Raw genomic sequence first — 18,798 nt, 5'->3', positions numbered from 1 at the left:
GTTGACGGAACTTCCGGTACAGGCGGACAGACCTGCATCCTGGTGGCGCCAGATGGATTTGAACCATCGACCTAGGGCTTATGAGTCCCCCGCTCTACCACTGAGCTATAGCGCCAAATTCAAGCACTATTATAGCGCCTCTGTGGGCGATCGGCAAAATCGTAGCACAGCCTGTCAGGCTGTGGCGGCGTCGGTCGAGGCGCGAAGAAGCAGCCGCAGCTGCAGCAGCCAGGACAGGCTGTGTGACTAGCGCGCCAACCCCGCCAGCGGAAACGGCACAAAGACCAGGAAGAACAGCGCCAGCGTGAACACGGCCAGCACGCGCCGGCGCGGATCGAGCGTGCTCACGTCTTCCAGCGGCCGGGCGTGGATGCGGCCGAAAACCAGCAGCAGGAAAATCCACAACAGCCACGTAATGACCAGCAGGCCGCGCACGTAGGAGAAGAGCGTAATCAACACCAACCCGAAGATGGCCGGCCAGAAGAAGCCGCGCGACCGCGGCCCGAACAGCGCGTAGGCCACGTGCCCGCCATCCAACTGGCCGACCGGGATGAGGTTCAGGCCGGTGACGAACAGGCCCACCCACCCCGCCCAGGCCACCTGGTTCAGATACACGTCCTGGCCGCCGCCGGGCAACACGCGGTCGAAGACGGCGAACTTGATCAGCAGGTAGAGGAGCGAGTTGCCCTCGAACGATTGGCCGGGGAAGATGGGGCCCAGATCGGAGGTCGCCAGGCCGTAGAACAGCAACGGCAGGGCAAACACCAGCCCGGCCAGCGGCCCGGCCGCGCCCACGTCGAATAGCGCCCGGCGGTTGTTGACTGGCCCTTGCAGGCGAATGAAGGCCCCCAGCGTGCCGAACAGCGAGAACGGCATGGGAAGGAAGTAAGGCAGCGTCACCGGCACGCCGTGATAGCGGGCGGCGAAGTAGTGGCCCAATTCATGCGCGCCCAGGATGAGCAGGATGCTGAAGGCGAACGGCCAGCCGTGCCAGGGCTGCCGCCAGGCCAGGTCGTAGGAGCCAAGCTCGTAGGCCGCCCCAACGACCAGCGTCGAGAAGATGGTAGCCAGGAAGAGAACCAGGTTGATGATCCAACGCGAGCCGGGATGGTCGAACACCACCGGCATGGCGATCAGGGCGGAGCGTGCTTCATCCTCCCGGTTGACGACCGGCGTGTAGCCGTGGCGCTCGAAGCGTCGCCGCAACTCGTCGTAACACTCGGCCGGATCGCAGCGGAACCGGCCGCGGAAGCGCACGTGCTCCTTGTCGGGGTAGTCGAGGGTGGTGTCTTCGACGACGAACAGATCGGCGATGTCGCGACGCAGCGCGTCGATCTCCGCATACACCGGCGGGACGACCGGCGGTTGAATCTCTTCCATTGTGGCTGACCTGGGATCAGGAACCCATTCCCGGCTCGTCGGCCGGCAGCTCAGCGGTTCCCTCGACCGCGGCCTCGTCATCATCTCCCCAACTGACGATCCAGATGCAGGCCCCGGCCACCAGCGTCGTGATCAGGAAGAGCCAGAACCACTGCATCGGCAGCAGGCCGACATCGCGCGCCTCGAAGATGAGGATGGCGTTCATACCGACGGCCAACACGATCCAGGCCGCGAGATTAGAATGGCGAAGGACCCAACTCTTGATAGCTTGCATGAGGCTGTAACTATAAGCCAATAGCGGGGGAAATGCTACTTGCTTGCCTGAGAGAAGAGTGAAGAGAGCTCACGCAAAGAGCGCGAAGAAGCAAAGAACGCCAAGAAAAGACTCTTCTTGGCGTTTTTTGCTTCTTTGCGCTCTTTGCGTGAGCTCTTCAGGCCAATGGCAACGCGGCCCACGCCTTGTTAAACTGTGCCTCGGTGTCGCGCAGCAGGCCATCAGTGTAGATGACCACGTCGGCGCGGGCGATCTTGTCCGCTTGGGGGTTCTGGGCGTCCACGCGAGCGGCGGCATCGGCCTCATCCAGGCCGCGACAGACGCGCAGCCGGCTCAACTGGGTCTCGCGCGAACAAGCTGTCACCCACACCTGGCTGCATACCTCTGCCAGCGGCCCTTCCAGCAGCTTAATGGCCTCGATCATCACGACCGGCGCGTCGGCGTCAGCCACGCGGCGGGCGATCTCGCCCCGGACAGCCGGGTGCAGGATGCCTTCCAGCCGGCGCAGCGCCGCCGCGTCGCCGAAGACGATCCGGCCCAGCGCGGCGCGGTCAACGCGCCCATCGGGCCGGCGCACGTCGGGGCCAAACGCCGCGGCCACCGCCTCCTGGATAGCCGCGTCGCCGTCGAGCAGTTCATGGACGACACGGTCGGCGTCGATGGTCAGCGCGCCGCGCTCGGCGGCCAGGCGCATGACGGCCGACTTGCCGGTGGCGATATTACCCGTCAGCCCGATGATCGCCCGCCTCATGCGTCAGCGCCTCCCAATCATTGAAAAGTTGTTCCAGCCGGTCTTCGGCCGCCGCGTAGTCGCCGGTCAATCGCTGCAACGCGACGAAATCCTGCGCCGCCGCTGCGGCCTGGAGCGCTTCGCTCAGCCCTGCCAGCGCCGCCTCCGCGTCAGCGATGCCCGCCTCGGCCGCGGCCAGGGCCTCGACCCGCCGGCGTTGCTCGTTCTTGCTCAGCCGGGTGGACGCGCCGTTGCCACCCAATTCCGGAGCGGCCGGCCCGGTCGGGGCCGCCACGATGGGAGCCGGCTTGCCCGCGCGCGCCGCCAGAAACTCCTGGTATGGCCCCTTGAAGATCTCCAGCCGCGCCCCACTGCGCTCGTCCTCTTTCAGCTCCCATATCTGACTGGCCAGGCGATCCACCAGGTAGCGGTCGTGGGTGACCAGCAAGATCGTGCCGTTAAACGCCTCCATCGCCGACTGCAACACCTCCTGCGACATGATGTCCAGGTGATTGGTCGGCTCGTCGAGCAGCAGGAAGTTGGCTTCCTCCAGCACCAGGATGGCCAGCGCCAGCCGCGCCCGCTCCCCGCCGCTCAGCGTGCTGATCTGGCTGAACACGTCGTCGCCGCGGAACAGGTAGCGGGCCAGGTAGTTGCGCGCCTCGCTGATGGTCAACTCCTTGTGGCGCAACAACTCGTCGAGCACGGTCGCCTCGGGACGGAGCGCCTCCTGCGCCTGGGCGAAATAGCCGATCTTCAGGCTCGCGCCCAGCGTCAGGCGGCCGGCCAGCGGCTCCAACTGGCCGAGGATGATCTTGAGAAAGGTCGTCTTGCCCGTACCGTTAGGGCCAATGAGCGCGGCCGTCTCCTGCCGGTGAAGCTCCAGTTCCCTGACGGTGAACAGGGGCCGGCCCGGGTAGCCAACGGTCAGGTCGGCGGCGCGCAGGACGATGTTGCCGCTGCGGAAGGCGGCGTTGAGGCGCATGTTGAGCACGGGCGGCCGGGTCGGCGCGGGCAGCGCGGCGACGGCCGCCTGTAACTCGGCCAGCGTGGATGCCGGCCGCTTCAGGTCAAGCTCGCTGGCGATATGGCTCCAGCCCTTGCTGCCCAGATCGCCCAGCGTCGCCAGCCCACCGGCGCGCACCGCCTCCACCTCGCGGCTCAGCCGCGACAGCTTACCCCAGGCCATCTGCGTGCGCTGGCCGGAGATGTTGCGGCGGATGAAGTCGATCTCCTTGGCGACGTGCTCCTGGAATGCCTCGTACTGGTGTTGCAGCCGCTCCCAGCGATCCTGGCGCTGCGTCACATAGGCGCTGTAGTTGCCGCGGTAGCTCTCCACGCCGCCTGAACTCATTTCCCAAATAGTGTTGGCGACGCGATCGAGGAAGTAGCGGTCGTGGCTGACAACCAGCGCCGCGCCCGGCCAGGTGTTGAGCGTGTTCTCCAGCCACTCGATGGCCTGTACGTCGAGATGATTGGTCGGCTCGTCCAGGATGAGCAGGTCAGGCGATTCGAGCAGCAGCCGGCCCAACAGCACGCGCGTCTTCTGGCCGCCGCTCAACTGGGTGAGCGGCTGGCTCCACGCCTCCGGCCGGAAGCCCAGGCCGGTCAGCACCATGCGGATGCGCGTCTCGTACTCGTAGCCGCCGGCCACCTCATACTGCACCTGCAAACGGCTGTACTCCTCCAGCAAATCGTCACCCGCGTCGGGCGCGGCCATGTCCGATTCCAGTTGGCGCAGACGCGCCTCCATGTCACGCAAGGCGTCGAAGACGGTCAGCATCTCCTCGAACACGGTGTGATTGGCGCTCTGGCCTATGAAGGTGTCCGACGACTCCTGCGAGAGGTAGCCGATGCGCGCGCCGCGGGCCAGGTGGACGTTGCCAGCCGAGGGTTGGGCCTTGCCGGCCAGGATGAGCAGCAGCGTCGTCTTGCCGACGCCGTTAGGCCCCACCAGGCCGATCTTGCCGTCGCGCGGCACGCTAACGCTGACGCCGCTAAAGACGTCGTACTCGCCGAAGGATTGTCCGACGCGGATCGCGTTTAAGACTGCCATGGCCCTCGATTATAGCGCTATTTGGTGGAGCGGGGGAACAGGGGTGCAGGGGGGTAGGGGAGAATGGGCCGCAGATGAACACGGATAGGCGTCGATCAGCGCGTTACTCTTCTCCGGCCAGTTGCCGCTCCAGCGCGTCGGCGCGGTCGAGAGCGCCCGGCCAGTTCGAGAGGCGGTAGTAGCCAATGGCGGCGGAGGGGTCGCCGCGCGCTTCGGCCAGTTGGCCCGCGCCCAGACAGCCATTGGCCCCCGGATCGCCGTGGCGGCAGGCTTGCAGAAAGGCCTCGAGCGCCGCGGTATCGTCGCGCCCGCGCAGTAGTTGCGCCAGCGCCAGCCAGCGGCGGCCGTCGGACGGCGCAAAATTGAGACCCAGGCGGTACAGCGCAATGGCTTCGTCGGGGGCGGACGGATGGGCGTTCGCCTGGGCCACCAGGGATGCCAGCCAGAAATAGCCGTCGGCGCTGCCCGGCTGCGCGGCGATGGCCTGCCGGGCCAGGTCGGCGTCGTCGGGCGCGAGGACGGCCACATAAGCGATGTAGTCGGCTGAGCAGCCGAATAGCCGCGCCCAAGCCGCGGCCCGCTCGGTCTGGTCGCCGGCGGCGTGGTGCGCCAGCCCCTTGTAGTACTCGGCGCGGCAGTTCCCATCGGCCAGCGCCAGGGCGGCGCGGCCAGCCTCGACCGATTCGGAGCGCGGATCGAGCAGGGCATTCGCGGCCAGTTCCCCGGCGCTATTGACCGGCAGCGCCAGCCAGGCGGCCAGCGCATAGAGCAGCGCCACGCCCCCCACTCCGGCCACCATCGGCCAGCGCGCCGGCGCGGCCTCGCTCACTTTGGGCCGGTCGGGACGCATAATCAGGCCCAGCAGGAACCAGAACGGCACACCGGCCAGCGTGCCCAGCGCGACGGCGTCAGTCAGGCTGTAGAGCGCGTGGGCCGCCAGCGCCCCTATCAACCCGGCCGCCCACGCGCGCGACAGGGTGCGCGCCGGCCGCGCCCGCACCAGCCGGGCGGCGGCCACGAAGGCGATGGCCAACAAGGCGATCAGCAGCGCCCCGCCAACCAGACCGAAATCGAGCGCCGTCTGGAGGTAGAGGTTATGGGCGTCCTCAATCGGCGCGGCGTCGACCGGCGGGATGAGGGGATAGACCAACCGGGATAGCGCGCCGAACGCGCCAAAGCCCATGCCCCACAACGGATGGTCGCGCACGCCGTCTATCGCTTGCGACCAGATGGCGAGTCGCGGCCCGATGACGCTCTGCCACGAATTGGCCCCGGCGAAGATAAACCAGTCGCGCAACGGACTCAGCCCGACGAGCAAGGCGGCCACGAGCAGGGCCAGCAGTCCCACGACGATCCACTTGCGATCTGGCCGCAGCGTCAGGACGTAGGCCACCAACGTCCCCAGGCCGGAGGCGATCAGCGCCGTGCGCGATTGGGTTAACACCAGTGTGACCAACAGCAACGACGTTAGCGCGGCCAGCGCCAGCAGCGTTCGCCGCCGCCCGCGCAGCAGGCAGCCGAGCGTCAGTGTCGCGGCGAACGGCACAAACAGGGTCAGCGCGCCGGCGATCTCATTGGTGGGCAGACCATCGCCCCAGCCCAACCGCCCGGCCAGTTGGCCGGTCTGCGGCAGATAGAATAGTTTATCGACGCTGCGCATGCCGAGCAGCCCCACCACGGCCGTAACCGCCCCCAGCGCCAGATAGAGCCGCGTCGGACTGCCCCAGGCGACACCCCTCTGACGCCATCGTTCCGACCGCTCGCGCGGCCAGTTGACCACGGCGAAGAAGAGCGCCAGCGACCAGAGCAACGTGGCGACGTGGGGCCAGGCGATGGCGCGCAAGGCCGGACCAGCGGCCAGGGATAGCGGCGCGCAGACAATCGCTAGAATAGCCAGCGGCAAGTTCAGCGGCGTCGGCCGGGAGAGCCTCCCCTCCGTGGTCAGCCGCAGCGCGAAGGGGATAGCCAGCGCCGCCAACGCCAGCATCACCACCGGCCGCGGAAACCAGCCCGACGCCAGCAGGAAAGGCGCGGTCAGCAGCAAGACGGCCGCGTGGACGCGGCCCGCGCGCAGCGCGGCGGCCGGCCTCTCGTGGGCGCTGGCGAAGGGCTTGTCCATAAGACGACCTGCTCAGAGATTGGCGTCCCAAAACGGCCAATGTTACGGCGCGGCCGGCGTAGGCGGCACGGCCGGCGTGGCCGTCGGCTGCGGCGGCGTGGCCGATGGCCTCGGCGGCGTCGCAGTCAACACGGCCGGCGTGGCCGTCGAGCGGGGCGTGGGCGTGGCGGGCGGCGGCACGACCGTGGCGGGCTTCGTCGGCACGGCCGTGGACGGCGCGCGGGACGGCTGGGGTGGCGGCTCGTCCGTGGCCGGCGCTTCGGGCGTGATGCCGTGCGCGGTGGCGACGATGATCACGATGGGCGTCGGCGTCGGGAACAGAACCGGGCGGCGCGTAGGCAGGCCAGCGGCGCGCGTGGCGGTGGGCTGTGTGCTTGGGTTGAGCGTCGCTGTTGGCTGGCCGAGGAGGGCGATGATGACGCCCACGGGCGGCAGGAAGAGGCTCTGGCCGGCCACCAGCGGTTGCGGCCCCAGGCAGTTGCCGACAATGAGTTCTTCCGGGGCGATGCCGCGCGACGCGGCCAGCAACTCCACGGTATCGCCCTCGACGACGACGTAAGGAACCCACCAGCCGACCGGCGCGCACTCCACCGGGGCCACCGCTCCGGCGAACATGGCCGTGGCCGTGGCGGCGATGCTGTCCAGTTCCGTCGTCGCCGTGGCCGCGGCGGGCGCGGTCGCCGCGCTGTCGCCCCCGGCCTCAATCGCGGTGGCCGGGATCGCGACCGTCGGCGTAGCCTGCCCCGTGAGATCAGCCACCAGAGCGCTCAGGTCGGCCGTGGGCGCCAGCGTCGGCATGGTCACCACAGCCCCTTGACGGCCGTCTTCCACGCCAGCCCGGCTGCCGAACAGCTTCAGCCGCGCCCCGCCGGCCAGGGCCAGAAGGGCCAGCAAGGCCAGACCGAGGAGCAGAATGCGCTTGTCCAGATGCCGCGACCGCGACAGCGCGGGGGGCGACTCCTGCGAGGGGTCGTAGGGCGCGAAGTCACGCGCTGGCGCCGGCGTCGGCGAGGGAGGCGCTGCGGGAGCTGGGGCCAAGTGGGCCGCGCCCACACCCAACGCCAGGCCCGCCCCACCGAACGCCGTGGCGGCGAACAGGTCGTCATCCGCGCCCACCGGCTGGGGCGCCTCGGCCACCGCTGGCGCTGCCGCGGCCAGCGGCAGTCCGGCGGGCGCTTTCTCCGGTTGCGCGGCGTACTGCTGAAAGACCGGACACATCACGTATTGGGCCGACAGACAGTAGTTTTCCTGATGGATGGAGCTAATCGGGATAGGGAAGTTTGTCCGAAAGCAGTGATTGGAGTCGGAAGGGAAAGCCAACGCCGTGCCCGGATCAGCCAGCGCGCCCACACAGGGGCAGCGGCCGGGCGCGGCGTCGGGGTTGCCGACCGACTGGGGCCGGCGGGGCAGAGGTGGCCGATAAGTGGTGCTGCGTTGCATGTCTCTCTACATTCCATTACTCGTCCGGTAAAGCGAAACCACAGAGCTCGCGGGGTCTTCGATAGCGCGGCTGCGGACAAGCTCTGTGGTCACTCTCTACAGGTTATTTCGGTACGGGCTTGTTCGTCACAAGCGATAGTCCGTCGCGCCTGGATCATACCAGTTGCCCGCGCCTCTCCTCATGGAAAAGCGGTGAACAGGTTGTGAAGCGCGCGTGAAGACGGGAACGGCGATCCATTGCCCGACTACGATGACGTCTCCTCGCCGATGCGTCCGTTCACCGCCTTGCCGTTGCTGAACAGAGCGATACCCTTGGCGCGCCCGTTGGCGGCCGGCGAGGTCTCGGCCGGCTGCGTCTCGACCGAGTAGGCCGGCGAATCGCTGTCGTAGCGATAGTAGCCGTAGTAGTTGGCGCTCTTGCGCGGCACGCGATTCAGGACGACCCCGACGACGTGCGCGCCCGCCCGGTTGAGTTGGGCCAGCAGGGCGCGCGCCGCTTCGGCGTGGGTTTTGCCCGGCTGGATGACCAGCAAGACGCCGTCCACCTTGGCCGCCAACACGGTCGCGTCAGTGACAACGAAAGGCGGGCTGTCGATGACCACGACGGAGGCCGATTCGACCAATCGGGCCAGGATGTGACTCATGCGGGCCGAGCCGAGCAGTTCAGCCGGATTAGGCGGCAGGCTGCCGCTGGTGATGACGGCCAGGTCTTTCACCTTGGAGTAGCGCGCTACGTCGCGGATGTCCATCTGGCCGCGGAACACGTCGCTCAGCCCGACCTGGTTGGTCATGCCCAGCGCGCGGTGGACGCGCGGCCGGCGCAGGTCGCCTTCCAGCAGGATGACGCGCTTGTTGGCCTGGGCGATGACCGCCGCCAGGTTGCTGGCTATGGTAGTCTTACCCTCGCTGGAGCCGGGGCTGGTGATAAGGATGGTCTTCAGCGGCTTGTCGACGCTGGCGAATTCAAGGTTGGTGCGCAGGGTGCGGAACGTCTCAGCCATTGGCGAACGTGGATTAGCGGCTACGTAGGGCATGCCCTCGCTTTTCTCCACAGCCGCCTCGTTGGCGACGTAACCCACCACCGGCAACCCCAGGACGTTGGCGATGTCCTGCGGCGTCTTCAGCGTGTCGTCCAGATATTCCAGCGTGAAGGCGATGGCTCCGGTGACCAGCAGGCCGATCAGCGCGCCGAGGATGATGTTGCGCAGCGGCCCCGGCTGGATGGGCAGCGGTGGCGGCGTGGCCTTCTCCACCTGCACCACGTTGGGCGTGTTCTGCAGCCGGGCCAGGCGGACGGCCTCGTAGTTGCTTAGCAGCGTCGAGTACAGTTGGCGGTAAAGCTCTAGATTGGCCTGCTCCAGGTTCTGCGTCGCGGCCGGCTCGGTCAGCGCGGCCGTCTCCTCCGGCAGCACCAGCTTGAAGTAGCTCTCCTTAGCCAGGTCGAGGACGAACTGCTTCTGCGCCAATTGGGTGCGCCTGTCGTTGAGCTGCTCGCGCTGCTCCGGCGTCAGCGGCGTCGGCAGTTGGTTGGGCAGCACGTCCGGCGTCAGGTCGTCGATGTCCTGCTCCAGCCGGGCGATCTCGCCTTGCAGGGTGAAAATCTGTTGCTCCAGTTCCACCTTGCGCTGTTCGGTAGCGAGTTGCTTGGCCTCACTGTTCTGCTCGGAACGCTGCTCGATATTCTGCTCCAACTGGCCCAATTCGCTCTCGATCTCGTTGACCTGGAGTTCGAGGCTCTGCTCGGAGGAGGAGAAGCGCGACATCTGGAGCGCCTCGTTGTACTCAATGAGCACTGCGACCAGCGTGTTGGCGATGAGCGCCGCCTGCTCCGGATTGGTGTCGCGCACCGTAACTTCCAGCAAGCCGGTGTCGCGCACGCGGACGGCCTTGATGGTCGATGCCCGCACCGTCTGGCCGACCTTCTGGCTGACGGACTCCAGGATGGGCTGTGTGAGCAGCAGTTCCATGTAGGTGTCGGCCAGTTCCTTGTCGTTCAGATCGTTGACGTTGGAGACGTTGTTACCGAGCGGTTCCATGACCATCACCTTGGTGCTGGCCAGGTATTCGGGCGTCTGGTAGAGACTGAGGACGTAGCCCGCGCCGCCGCCAACGATGAGGCCGATGACCAGCAGCCACGACCACCGTCTAAACATGGTAAGAATCAACTTCAATTCCATAGTGACAACCTGTACTGCTTCTACCGGGGTCAGACACGTGACTCTGCCCCAACAACCGATAAAGAATAATACCGATACTCAGTGTGGCCCGGCGCGCCGCCTAGCCTTTATATTGAAGCATAGATGGCTGACGGACTATCTAACGGCGCTTCGGCCGGCTCCAGCGCTGCATCCAGCGACTTGGCGACGGCGGCCACCACCAGTTCGATGTCGGCCGCGGTCAACGCCGGATAGAGCGGCAGCGTCACCTCGCGCGCGCCGACCGCCTCGGTGACCGGCAGCAGCGCCCCACGCCCCGCCTCGGCATAGTGACTGAAATGATGGACGGGCGGGTAGTGGATGCTGGTCTGGATGCCGCGCGCCTTCATGGCCTCCATGAACCGCTGCCGGTCGGCTTCCGCCGGCAGCAAAATGGGCCGGATGTGGCAGGCGGGAACGGCCCCGCTCCCTGCAGGAGCCGCGTAGGGCAAGCCGATGGTGGGAGTTACATCCGCCAGTAACTCGCAATAGAGGGCGTCGAGCGTCCGGCGGCGCTCGTTGTTGGCCGCCAGCTTGCCCAACTGGACGCGGCCGATGGCGGCCCGTATCTCGTCCATGCGGTAGTTATAGCCGGGGGCGACCACGTCATAGCTCCAGGCGTGCCCCTTGTGGCGGTCCCAGGTCAGGCTGGTCATGCCGTGAGAGCGCAGCAGCCGCAACCGCTCGGCGATGGCGTCGTCGTCGGTGGTCAACATGCCTCCCTCGCCGGTGGTCATGTTCTTGTTCGAGAAGAAGCTGAAGCAGCCGATCCGCCCCCACGCGCCCAGGGACCGGCCGTCCAGCGTCGCTCCCGGCGCGTGGGCCACATCCTCGACCACGTCCAGCCCGTGCCGCTCGGCCAGCGCCAGCAACGCCGGCATGTCGGCGGCGTGCCCGGCGTAGTGGACGACGACGATGGCCCGCGTGCGGGATGTGATACGCGCCGCCACGTCGGCCGGCGACAGACTGAAATCCGCCTCGCTCCGGATGTCGGCGAAGACGGGCGTCGCTCCACTGTAGCGTACAGCGTTGACCGTGGCGACGAAGGTCAGCGAGGGCACGATCACCTCGTCGCCCGGCCCCCAACCGAGCGCCAGCCCGGCCAGGTGGAGGGCGGCAGTGCAGTTGGCAACAGCCAGGGCGTGGCGCGAGCCGGTCAGGGCGGCGAACTCGGTTTCGAACTCGGCTGTCACCCCGCCCATCGTCAGCCAGCGGCGGCGCAGTACGTCGAGGACAGCCGCTTCCTCCGCCGCCCCCAGGTCAATGTCGGCCAATGGGATACGCCAGTTCATATCGTCAGTCCGTCCCCCGGTACCCCTCGCGGCTGGTGTAGCGCCCGTTGCCGTTGACCGCCAGAGGCAGCGCCGCCTCGTCGGACAGAAATTCGGCTTTCATGCGGTCGAAGTCCTCAACGGCGCGCTCGTAGTCGTCGGGCCGCCCCAGGTCTTGCCAGTAGCCGTCGAACGAATAACCGCTGACCGTCTCGCCGGCGGCGATGAGGCGCTTCACCAGGTCGGGAAAATCCAGGTAGGCGTTGGTCGGAATGAAGCGCAGCACCCGCGGCTCGAAGACGTAGATGCCCATGCTGACCATGAAGTCGTAGGTCGGCTTTTCGATGTAGCCGGTCACGCGGCCGTCGCCGTCCTGCTGGATGACGCCCAGGTCGATGTGCACCTGGCGGCGATGCATGGCGATGGTGGCCGCGGCGCCGCCGCGCCGGTGGTGGGCCAGTAGTTCCTGGAGCGGCAGCGTCGTCAGCACGTCGCCGTTAGCGACCAGGAAGGTGTCGTCCAGGCCATCGACCAGCGACAGCGGCCCGGCCGTGCCCAGCGGAGCGTCCTCGTAGCTATAGCTGAGGCGCATGTCCAGGCGTTGCCCGTCGCGGAAGAAAAGGCGCAATAACTCGGCCAGATGCCCCACGGTTAGCACAGCTTCAGTGACGCCGGCGCGCCGCATCTGGCGCAGCAAAATCTCCAGGATCGGCATGTCGCCGATGGGCATGAGCGGTTTGGGCAGGATGGTCGTGTACGGTCGAAGCCGCGTGCCCTTGCCTCCCGCCAATATCACTGCTTTCATCATGCACTCTCCTGTCGCGGCCCGGATGGTTGTTCGTAATCAGGCGATTCATCGCCGTTCTTTGCTCGGGAGAGCAGAACGGCGATGAATCGCCTGACTACGAACCGTCAAATCTCGTACCGGCCAACCCGATAGAAATCCAGATGCTCGCCGATCCAGCGGATCGTCTCGCGTAGACCGTCATCGAGCGACCAGGCCGGCTGCCAGCCCAGCGCCGATCGCGCCCGTCCATTGTCCGACAGCAGGCGCAACACTTCGGACTTGTCCGGCCGCAGCCGCTCGGCGTCGGCGGCAACCTCCACCGGCCGACCGACGAAGCCGATGACCCGCTCGGCCAGTTCGCCGATGCTGATGTCCACGCCCGTGCCCAGGTTGATCTCCTCGCCGAGCACATCAGGCGCGTCGGCGGCGCGCAGAAAGCCATCGACCGTGTCACCCACATAGGTGAAATCCCGCCGCGCCGTCAGGCTACCCAGCCGGACGCAATCGGCCGTCAGCGCCTGAGTGATGATGGTGGGAATGACGGCGCGGGCCGACTGGCGCGGGCCGTAGGTGTTGAAAGGCCGGATGGTGACCGCCGGCAGGTTGTAGGCGCGGTAGAAGCTCTCTACCAGTTTGTCGGCCCCGATCTTGCTGGCCGAGTAGGGTGACTGCCCCTGGAGCGGATGGCGCTCGTCCATCGGCGTGAATTGGGCCGTGCCGTAGACCTCGCTGGTGGAGGTGTGCACCAGCCGGCCGACGTTGTGCGTCCGGCAGGCCATCAGCACGTTGAGCGTGCCCATGAAGTTGGTTTCGGCCGTCTCCATCGGGTGGCGGTAGGAGTAAGGGATGGAGATAATCGCCCCGAGGTGATAGACCACATCGACGCCGGCCACGGCGCGATCCACCGCGCCCGTGTCGCGCAGGTCGCCGGCGATCACGTCCAGTTCGCCGGTGATCTCGGCCGGCAACTGGCGCAATAGCCCGGCGTCGCCGCGCGAATTGTAGCGCACAAAGGCGCGTACGCCGGCCCCGGCCCGGACGAGGGACTCGACCAGGTGGCTGCCGATGAAACCGCCCGCGCCCGTGACCAGAACGCGCCTGCCAGACCAGAGATTCATTTCGTTTGCGTGACTCCTGTTAGGCCCGACGTTCGGGCGTAGGGGCGGGTTTGAAAGCCCGCCCCTACCCTTGACGGACAACCATCTCTAGACGCGCCCAACTTGATGCTGAACGACCGCCTCCTGGCGCGTGGGCGCAACGCGCGTGGACGCAACCATGGCCTGAATTTGCTCGTGAGCAGCGTCCCACGCCTGGGCTTGCATCAGGCCATCGAGCTCAACCAGCCACTTTTCCAGATGAGGGCTTTCGTCTGCCGCCGCAACTGGCTCCTGAGAGCGGCCGGAGTCGGTCACGCCTAAGCCCGTCAGATCCAGTTGCGCCCGCAGCGCGGCCAGTACGTCGGGCAGGATGGCCGTCTGGACACCCGCCGCGTGGCACAACCGCAGGATACGCTCCTTCTCTGCCGGCTGAATCTTCTCGATGGCGTAGAGGATCAGGCCCACGTCGTGCTGGCGCACTAGCCGCGGGATGTCGGCCGTGTTGCCCAACACGCGCAGACCGCCGATGCGCGCCCCCTGCTTGCGGGGCGCGTCGTCGATCATGCCGATGATGGTGAACACCTGGCCCAGTTCGGCTTTGCGCAGCAGATAGGCCGCCAGATGCCCCACCTCGCCCGCGCCGACGATTAGCACCCGCTCGCCCACCGCCGATGACCGGCTGCGCAGGTTGATCCAGTGCGCCGACAGACCGGTGATGATGCGCATGCGATAGCGCATGAACACGAAGCCCAGAAAGGCCAGCACGCCGCTGACCAGGATCAGTCCCGATGGCAATAGCCGGTAACCCAGATAGGGCACGCTGATCGCGCGCGGCTCCCAGAGCATGTTGGCGACGACCAGAATCGCTGTAGTCAGGGTGGAAGAGACGGCCAGAGAGATGGCGTCGTTGATGTCGGCGCGCGACCAGATGACGCGACCAATACCCAGCAGCGCGTTGACCAGGCTGAAGATGATGGCGATGAGCAGGGCCACGGTCATGGCCGTGCCCCAACCCAGTTCCAGCGGCCCATTACTGCGCCAGATAACGCCGGCCACAGCCACCGCACCGAACGCCGACAAACTGTCGAGCACGAACCAGGAGAAGTAGCGGCTGATGAACCGCGCCAGCGGCCCCCAGAACAGCAGGTGTTCCGGTACGCGCTTGGTCTTGAGTTGCGGCAGCAGCGCCATCAGGGTCCAGAAAATCACGTCAAGGTCGGTCAGCAGCGAGCGGTGGTGGATGTAAAGCAAGTCCAGACGCAGCTTGCTGGGCAGGATGACCTTCAGGTATTGATCGACGACGTTGCTGGACTGCAACAACGCCTCCTCGTCGCGGTAGAGCACCGAGGCCGGGCTGGTGATGCCGGGCCGGACGGAGAGCAGCACCTCGCGCACGTCGGCCGGCCAGTGGATGGCGAAGCTTTCGTCCTCGGGCCGCGGCCCGACGATGCTCATGTCACCCTTTAACACGTTCCACAGTTGCGGCAACTCGTTGAGTTTGGTGTCGCGCAGCCAGTGGCCGAGCGGCGTGATGCGCGGGTCGCCCTGGCCGGTCACGCGCGGGCCGGTGTAGCTGGCAGCCGTCTCGTACATGGTGCGGAACTTGAGGATGCGGAAAATCCGGCCGCCGCGCCCTATCCGCTCGCCCCAGTAGAAAATGGGGCCGGGCGAGTCGCGCTTGATGAGCACGGCCAGCAGCAGGAAGGCCGGCGACAGGATGATGAAGCCCATCAGGGCCACGATCACGTCCATCACACGCCGCCCGGCGTTATCCAGCAGTCGCGACTGCTGGGAAAGTCCGGTATGGAGTTTCACGTTGGCCTTCTGTTGTGAGGCAATACTCTCGTTCATAACTCACCGGATCGGCCGGATAGCCGCCAGATAATGGGTGTTGAAAAGGCCCAACGCTTCGACACAGAGCGCCGCCGGCCACGAAACGGGCGCCAGCCGCCGGGCTAACGGCGGCGCAAGCGTGATACGGTCGAACCGGACGCGGCAGTCGGGAAAGTAGTCGCGAACCTCCTGGCGACGGATCCCTCTGGTCTGTTTGTTGAGCGGATTGAGCCAGAAGTCATACCACAGGATCAGCCCACCTGGCCTGAGCACGCGCCGCATCTCACTGGCGACAGTATAACAGACGTGCTTATCCAAAATCGATGAAAACACCGTGAATTGTAGAACCACGTCGAAGGAGTCGTCCGCGTAGGGCAGCTGGCCGCCATTGGCGCCGCTGATGGCGACATGGGGCAGGCGGCCGTGGGCGGTCTCCAGCCGGTCGGCCAGAATGTCCGCACCGTGCAACCGTTCGGGCCGGACGCCGTAACCCAGCCACTCCTGCAGCACCTCGCCGTTGCCGGAGCCGACCTCCAGCACCCGCTTGCCGACCAACGGCCAAACGCCCTCGCGCGCCAGGCAGGCCAGCACCGCCCGCTGGCGCTGTTGAATGGCGAACAGGTGGCCAGGATTGGCCAGGGAGTACTTATCGCTGCCGCCCAGCCGCGACTGGCGCTCAGCATAGGTGGCGCGCACGCGCTGCTGGTCGGCGCTGATGCGGGCGGCGATGCGGTCAGAGGTGATTCGGCGGGCGGTCATCAGGCGGCCTCTGTCCAAACGGCCCCCTGAGGGTCGTAGCTCAGGCGAACAGTGGCCCCGGCGGCCACGTCGCGCCGCGTCGCGCCGCCCGCCAGGGTGACGTTGCCGCCGGTAACCAGGGCAAAGGGCGGCCCGGCCACCAGGGTCACCACACCGCTGAACAGCGCGTCTGACAGGCCGTCCGCGGTCACCCAGTGAATGGCCGACACGTCAGCTGGGCCGCTCACGCCATAGGTATCATAGTTGCCGCTGAGCACCAGCGCCGGCCCCGCGGAAAGCGCCGCCGGGGCCTGGCCGGCGACCGGCGTCAGCCGGGCAAAGAAGGGCGCGGACGGCTCCAGCATCAGCAGTGGCTTCTCGTTCTGCAAGCGCTCGAAGCGGTTGCCCGCGCCGGAGAGTTTGCCGCTCCAGCTGTTCGCGCCGGTTCCCAGGGCGTAGAAGACGCTACCGCCGCTGACGGCCTGGAAGGTGCAGCGGTCGAGTTGCAGCCGGGCGTCGGCCGCCGGCCCTGTGTCGGTGCTGCGCAGGACAACGGCCCCGCGGTCGCCCGTCGCGCGCCCGATAAACAGACAATCCTCCACAAGCGCCTGACCATTGTCTACTTCCAGCGACACCGCCTGCGAGCCGTTATCGGGCCGGTTGTAGAAGGTGCAGTTGGCGACGCGGTAGCGGCTGGCCGCGCCAACACCCAGGTTCATGATCGTGCCCGACCCCTGATGGTAAAACTGGCAGTTCTCCACCGTCACGTCGATATCCTCCAGGCGTAAGTCAACCTGGGGCAATAAGCCGATTTTGGGAGCAAAGATGCAATTGCGGACAGTCGCTTTCCATGGAGAGTTACTGTAGGCTCCGATGAACGGCTCAGTCTTGCCGGGGTCGCGCGACGTGGTGAAGTAGCAATTATCAATGACCACATCGGAACGGATCTGAATGGCCGGCCGCCCTTCGAAGATGCAGTTGCGCACCTCAACGGTCGTTGCCACCTCGGCGCGATCCTGGGTGATGATCCCGCGACTGTTACGCGGGCCAAACCAGCAGCCGACGAAGCGCTGATACTCCGGGTCGCCGGCTACCTCTGACCCCTGGAATTGAAAAGCCCAACTGGTCGCGCCATCGAAACGGCAGTTCTCGACGTGAACCGAATTGTGGGGGTGGCAGTAGACCAGGTGCGAAAACTGGTTGTCGTGCAGGGTGCAATCGTAGAGGTGCAGCCGCTTGTGCCCCTCGGGAACCGTCCAGAAAGCGATGCCATACTGCCACCAGGGATGCAGGTCGCAGTCGCGCAGCGCCAGGAACAGTTCGCCCCGGCCGCCGTCCACGCCGGATGAGGGGGTGTAGATGCAGTGGGTAAAGCCCTCGATGTCCACGTTCTCGATCAGGCAGGCGTGATCGCGCGCGCCCGACTCGAAGAAGAGGCCCATGAACTCGAACTGCTCAACGGGCTGGTGCAAGTCCTCTTCCAGCCGCAAATCGGCCATCTGGAAGGCGCTGCCGCCGACGATGAAGAAGCCGGCGTAATATTTACCCGTGCCCGCTCCCTGCACTGTGAAGCGCAGGAGGGTGCTCGTCCGGCCGGCGCCGACGATGGTCAGGTTGCCATTGACCAGCAGCCGGTCGTGGTTCGGCTCCAGAATGATGCGGTAGAACTTGGCCGGGCGAGGCACGAACAGGGGCCGGCCGGCGGCGATGGCGGCGTCGATGGCCGCCTGGAACGCGGCGCGGTCGTTGGTCGTCCCGTCACCCTTCGCCCCAAAGGGCGCGGCCGTCACGTCGATAGGGCCGATCTGGGAAGCGCGTTGAGGCAATGCCCACGACGCACGGGACAGGGCCGCGCCGGGCAACGCCGCGCCAGGTAGAGCCGCTACCGCCGCCGCGCCCAACGCGACCGACGCATGCTGTAGAAACCGCCGCCGCGATATGCCCGTTTCCCGCTCTGATGAGCCTGTTCGCCTCATGCGTTTCCTCCCGAACGATGGCGTCTCTCGACAACTACTGCCTGTTAACGAGCGGGCTGCCAAGACCGGCCGGGGGCGCGAAACCGTCCGGCAAAACGGGCCAGCCCGGCCAGAAAGCCCAATCCATAACTCAGGTGCAAAATGGGGTGGATGATCAGCAACCGGGGCGCGTAGCGCCAACCATGGGCCTGGCCCAGCGACAGCGACGCCGCCAGATCGGTCACGGCGTAGAGCGCCAGCGTCAGCGCTAGCAGCCACCAGAACGGCCGGAACAGCGCCCCCAGCGCCGCCGACCCAACCAGCGCGGCCACGAACGCCGCCGGCACGAACTGCCGCAAGCGCATCTGGCGCGGGTGCTTCTGCATCACCCGCACCTTCCAGTAGCCGTACTGGTAATACTGCCGCCACAACGAGCGCAGGCTACTGCGGCTGTAGTAGCGCGAGCGGATGTCGGGCGACAGCAGAATCCGGCCGCCGCTCTTCAACAGGCGGTAGTTGTACTCGTCGTCCTGGTTGCGGACGAGTTCCTCGTCAAACGGACCCAGCCGCCCTAACGTCTCGCGGGGATAGGCGGGGAAGGCGACCGTCTCGACCAGCAGCGCCCGATCCTGAATCGTGCGGAAGGCCGAGCCGCCGACGCCGAACCAGGAACTCATCGCCAGGGCGATGGCCTGGGCCTCGTCCGTCTCGCCTACCGTCTCGATCGGCCCGCCGACGGCGTCGATGTCGTCCTCCAGTAAGTGGCGCACGCAATGGCTCACGTAGTTGGGGGCGATCTCGCAATGCCCATCGACGCGCACGACGATCTCGCCGCGCGCGTGGCGCAGGCCGATGTTCAGGGCCGGCGGCACAATGCGCGCCGGGTTGTCGATCAAGTACAGGGTGGGGCAGGTCGCCTGGAG

At 66.7% G+C, this 18,798-nt stretch carries 14 protein-coding genes and 1 tRNA gene; all 15 read right to left on the bottom strand.

All coding sequences use genetic code 11. The annotated features are described in order from the left end of the window. Nucleotides 1–40: 40 nt before the first annotated feature. Nucleotides 41–115, bottom strand: a tRNA-Met gene (locus ACE3UY_RS04040). 131 nt (nt 116–246) lie between these two features. After that, nucleotides 247–1,380 carry a site-2 protease family protein gene (locus ACE3UY_RS04035; RefSeq protein ID WP_374686270.1) on the bottom strand — a complete coding sequence of 378 codons (1,134 nt, stop codon included), beginning with the start codon at nt 1,378–1,380 and terminating at the stop codon, nt 247–249. A 16-nt stretch (nt 1,381–1,396) separates the two neighbouring features. After that, entirely contained in the window at nt 1,397–1,600 is a 204-nt protein-coding gene (locus tag ACE3UY_RS04030) for a hypothetical protein (protein ID WP_374686269.1), read from the bottom strand. 211 nt (nt 1,601–1,811) lie between these two features. Then, nucleotides 1,812–2,405, bottom strand: coding sequence for a dephospho-CoA kinase (gene coaE, locus ACE3UY_RS04025; RefSeq protein ID WP_374686268.1), 594 nt, complete (start codon nt 2,403–2,405; stop codon nt 1,812–1,814). Further along, entirely contained in the window at nt 2,374–4,440 is a 2,067-nt protein-coding gene (abc-f, locus tag ACE3UY_RS04020) for a ribosomal protection-like ABC-F family protein (protein ID WP_374686267.1), read from the bottom strand. The genes coaE and abc-f overlap by 32 nt, the downstream gene beginning before the upstream one ends. 103 nt (nt 4,441–4,543) lie before the next feature. After that, complete coding sequence (locus ACE3UY_RS04015; RefSeq protein ID WP_374686266.1) at nt 4,544–6,559, bottom strand: O-antigen ligase family protein; 2,016 nt, start codon at nt 6,557–6,559, stop codon at nt 4,544–4,546. A 42-nt stretch (nt 6,560–6,601) separates the two neighbouring features. Further along, the gene (locus ACE3UY_RS04010) at nt 6,602–7,999 is read right to left on the bottom strand and encodes a hypothetical protein (protein ID WP_374686265.1); all 1,398 of its coding nucleotides are present in this window, start codon (nt 7,997–7,999) and stop codon (nt 6,602–6,604) included. 245 nt (nt 8,000–8,244) lie between these two features. Beyond that, on the bottom strand, nt 8,245–10,176 hold the full coding sequence (locus tag ACE3UY_RS04005; protein WP_374686264.1) for a polysaccharide biosynthesis tyrosine autokinase: 1,932 nt from the start codon (nt 10,174–10,176) through the stop codon (nt 8,245–8,247). Between the two features lie 107 nt (nt 10,177–10,283). Beyond that, a complete protein-coding gene (locus ACE3UY_RS04000; RefSeq protein WP_374686263.1) occupies nt 10,284–11,486 on the bottom strand; it encodes a DegT/DnrJ/EryC1/StrS family aminotransferase in 1,203 nt (400 codons plus the stop codon). A 4-nt stretch (nt 11,487–11,490) separates the two neighbouring features. Beyond that, entirely contained in the window at nt 11,491–12,273 is a 783-nt protein-coding gene (locus ACE3UY_RS03995) for an NDP-sugar synthase (RefSeq protein WP_374686262.1), read from the bottom strand. Nucleotides 12,274–12,377: 104 nt separating this feature from the next. Continuing rightward, nucleotides 12,378–13,370 carry an SDR family NAD(P)-dependent oxidoreductase gene (locus tag ACE3UY_RS03990; protein WP_374686261.1) on the bottom strand — a complete coding sequence of 331 codons (993 nt, stop codon included), beginning with the start codon at nt 13,368–13,370 and terminating at the stop codon, nt 12,378–12,380. Nucleotides 13,371–13,457: 87 nt separating this feature from the next. Beyond that, nucleotides 13,458–15,164, bottom strand: coding sequence for a sugar transferase (locus tag ACE3UY_RS03985; RefSeq protein ID WP_374686260.1), 1,707 nt, complete (start codon nt 15,162–15,164; stop codon nt 13,458–13,460). 39 nt (nt 15,165–15,203) lie between these two features. After that, complete coding sequence (locus tag ACE3UY_RS03980) at nt 15,204–15,941, bottom strand: class I SAM-dependent methyltransferase (RefSeq protein ID WP_374686259.1); 738 nt, start codon at nt 15,939–15,941, stop codon at nt 15,204–15,206. After that, nucleotides 15,941–17,896 carry a right-handed parallel beta-helix repeat-containing protein gene (locus ACE3UY_RS03975; protein ID WP_374686258.1) on the bottom strand — a complete coding sequence of 652 codons (1,956 nt, stop codon included), beginning with the start codon at nt 17,894–17,896 and terminating at the stop codon, nt 15,941–15,943. Before ACE3UY_RS03975 ends, ACE3UY_RS03980 begins: the two co-directional genes overlap by 1 nt. A gap of 44 nt (nt 17,897–17,940) precedes the next feature. Next, nucleotides 17,941–18,798: glycosyltransferase family 2 protein (locus tag ACE3UY_RS03970; RefSeq protein ID WP_374686257.1), on the bottom strand; the 858-nt coding region annotated here is incomplete at its 5' end.

It is taken from the genome of Promineifilum sp. (SeqCode) (assembly GCF_041918635.1).
Classification (GTDB): domain Bacteria; phylum Chloroflexota; class Anaerolineae; order Promineifilales; family Promineifilaceae; genus Promineifilum.
The sequence above is the reverse complement of the archived record's forward strand: the minus strand, read 5'-3'. Positions and strand labels throughout refer to the sequence as shown.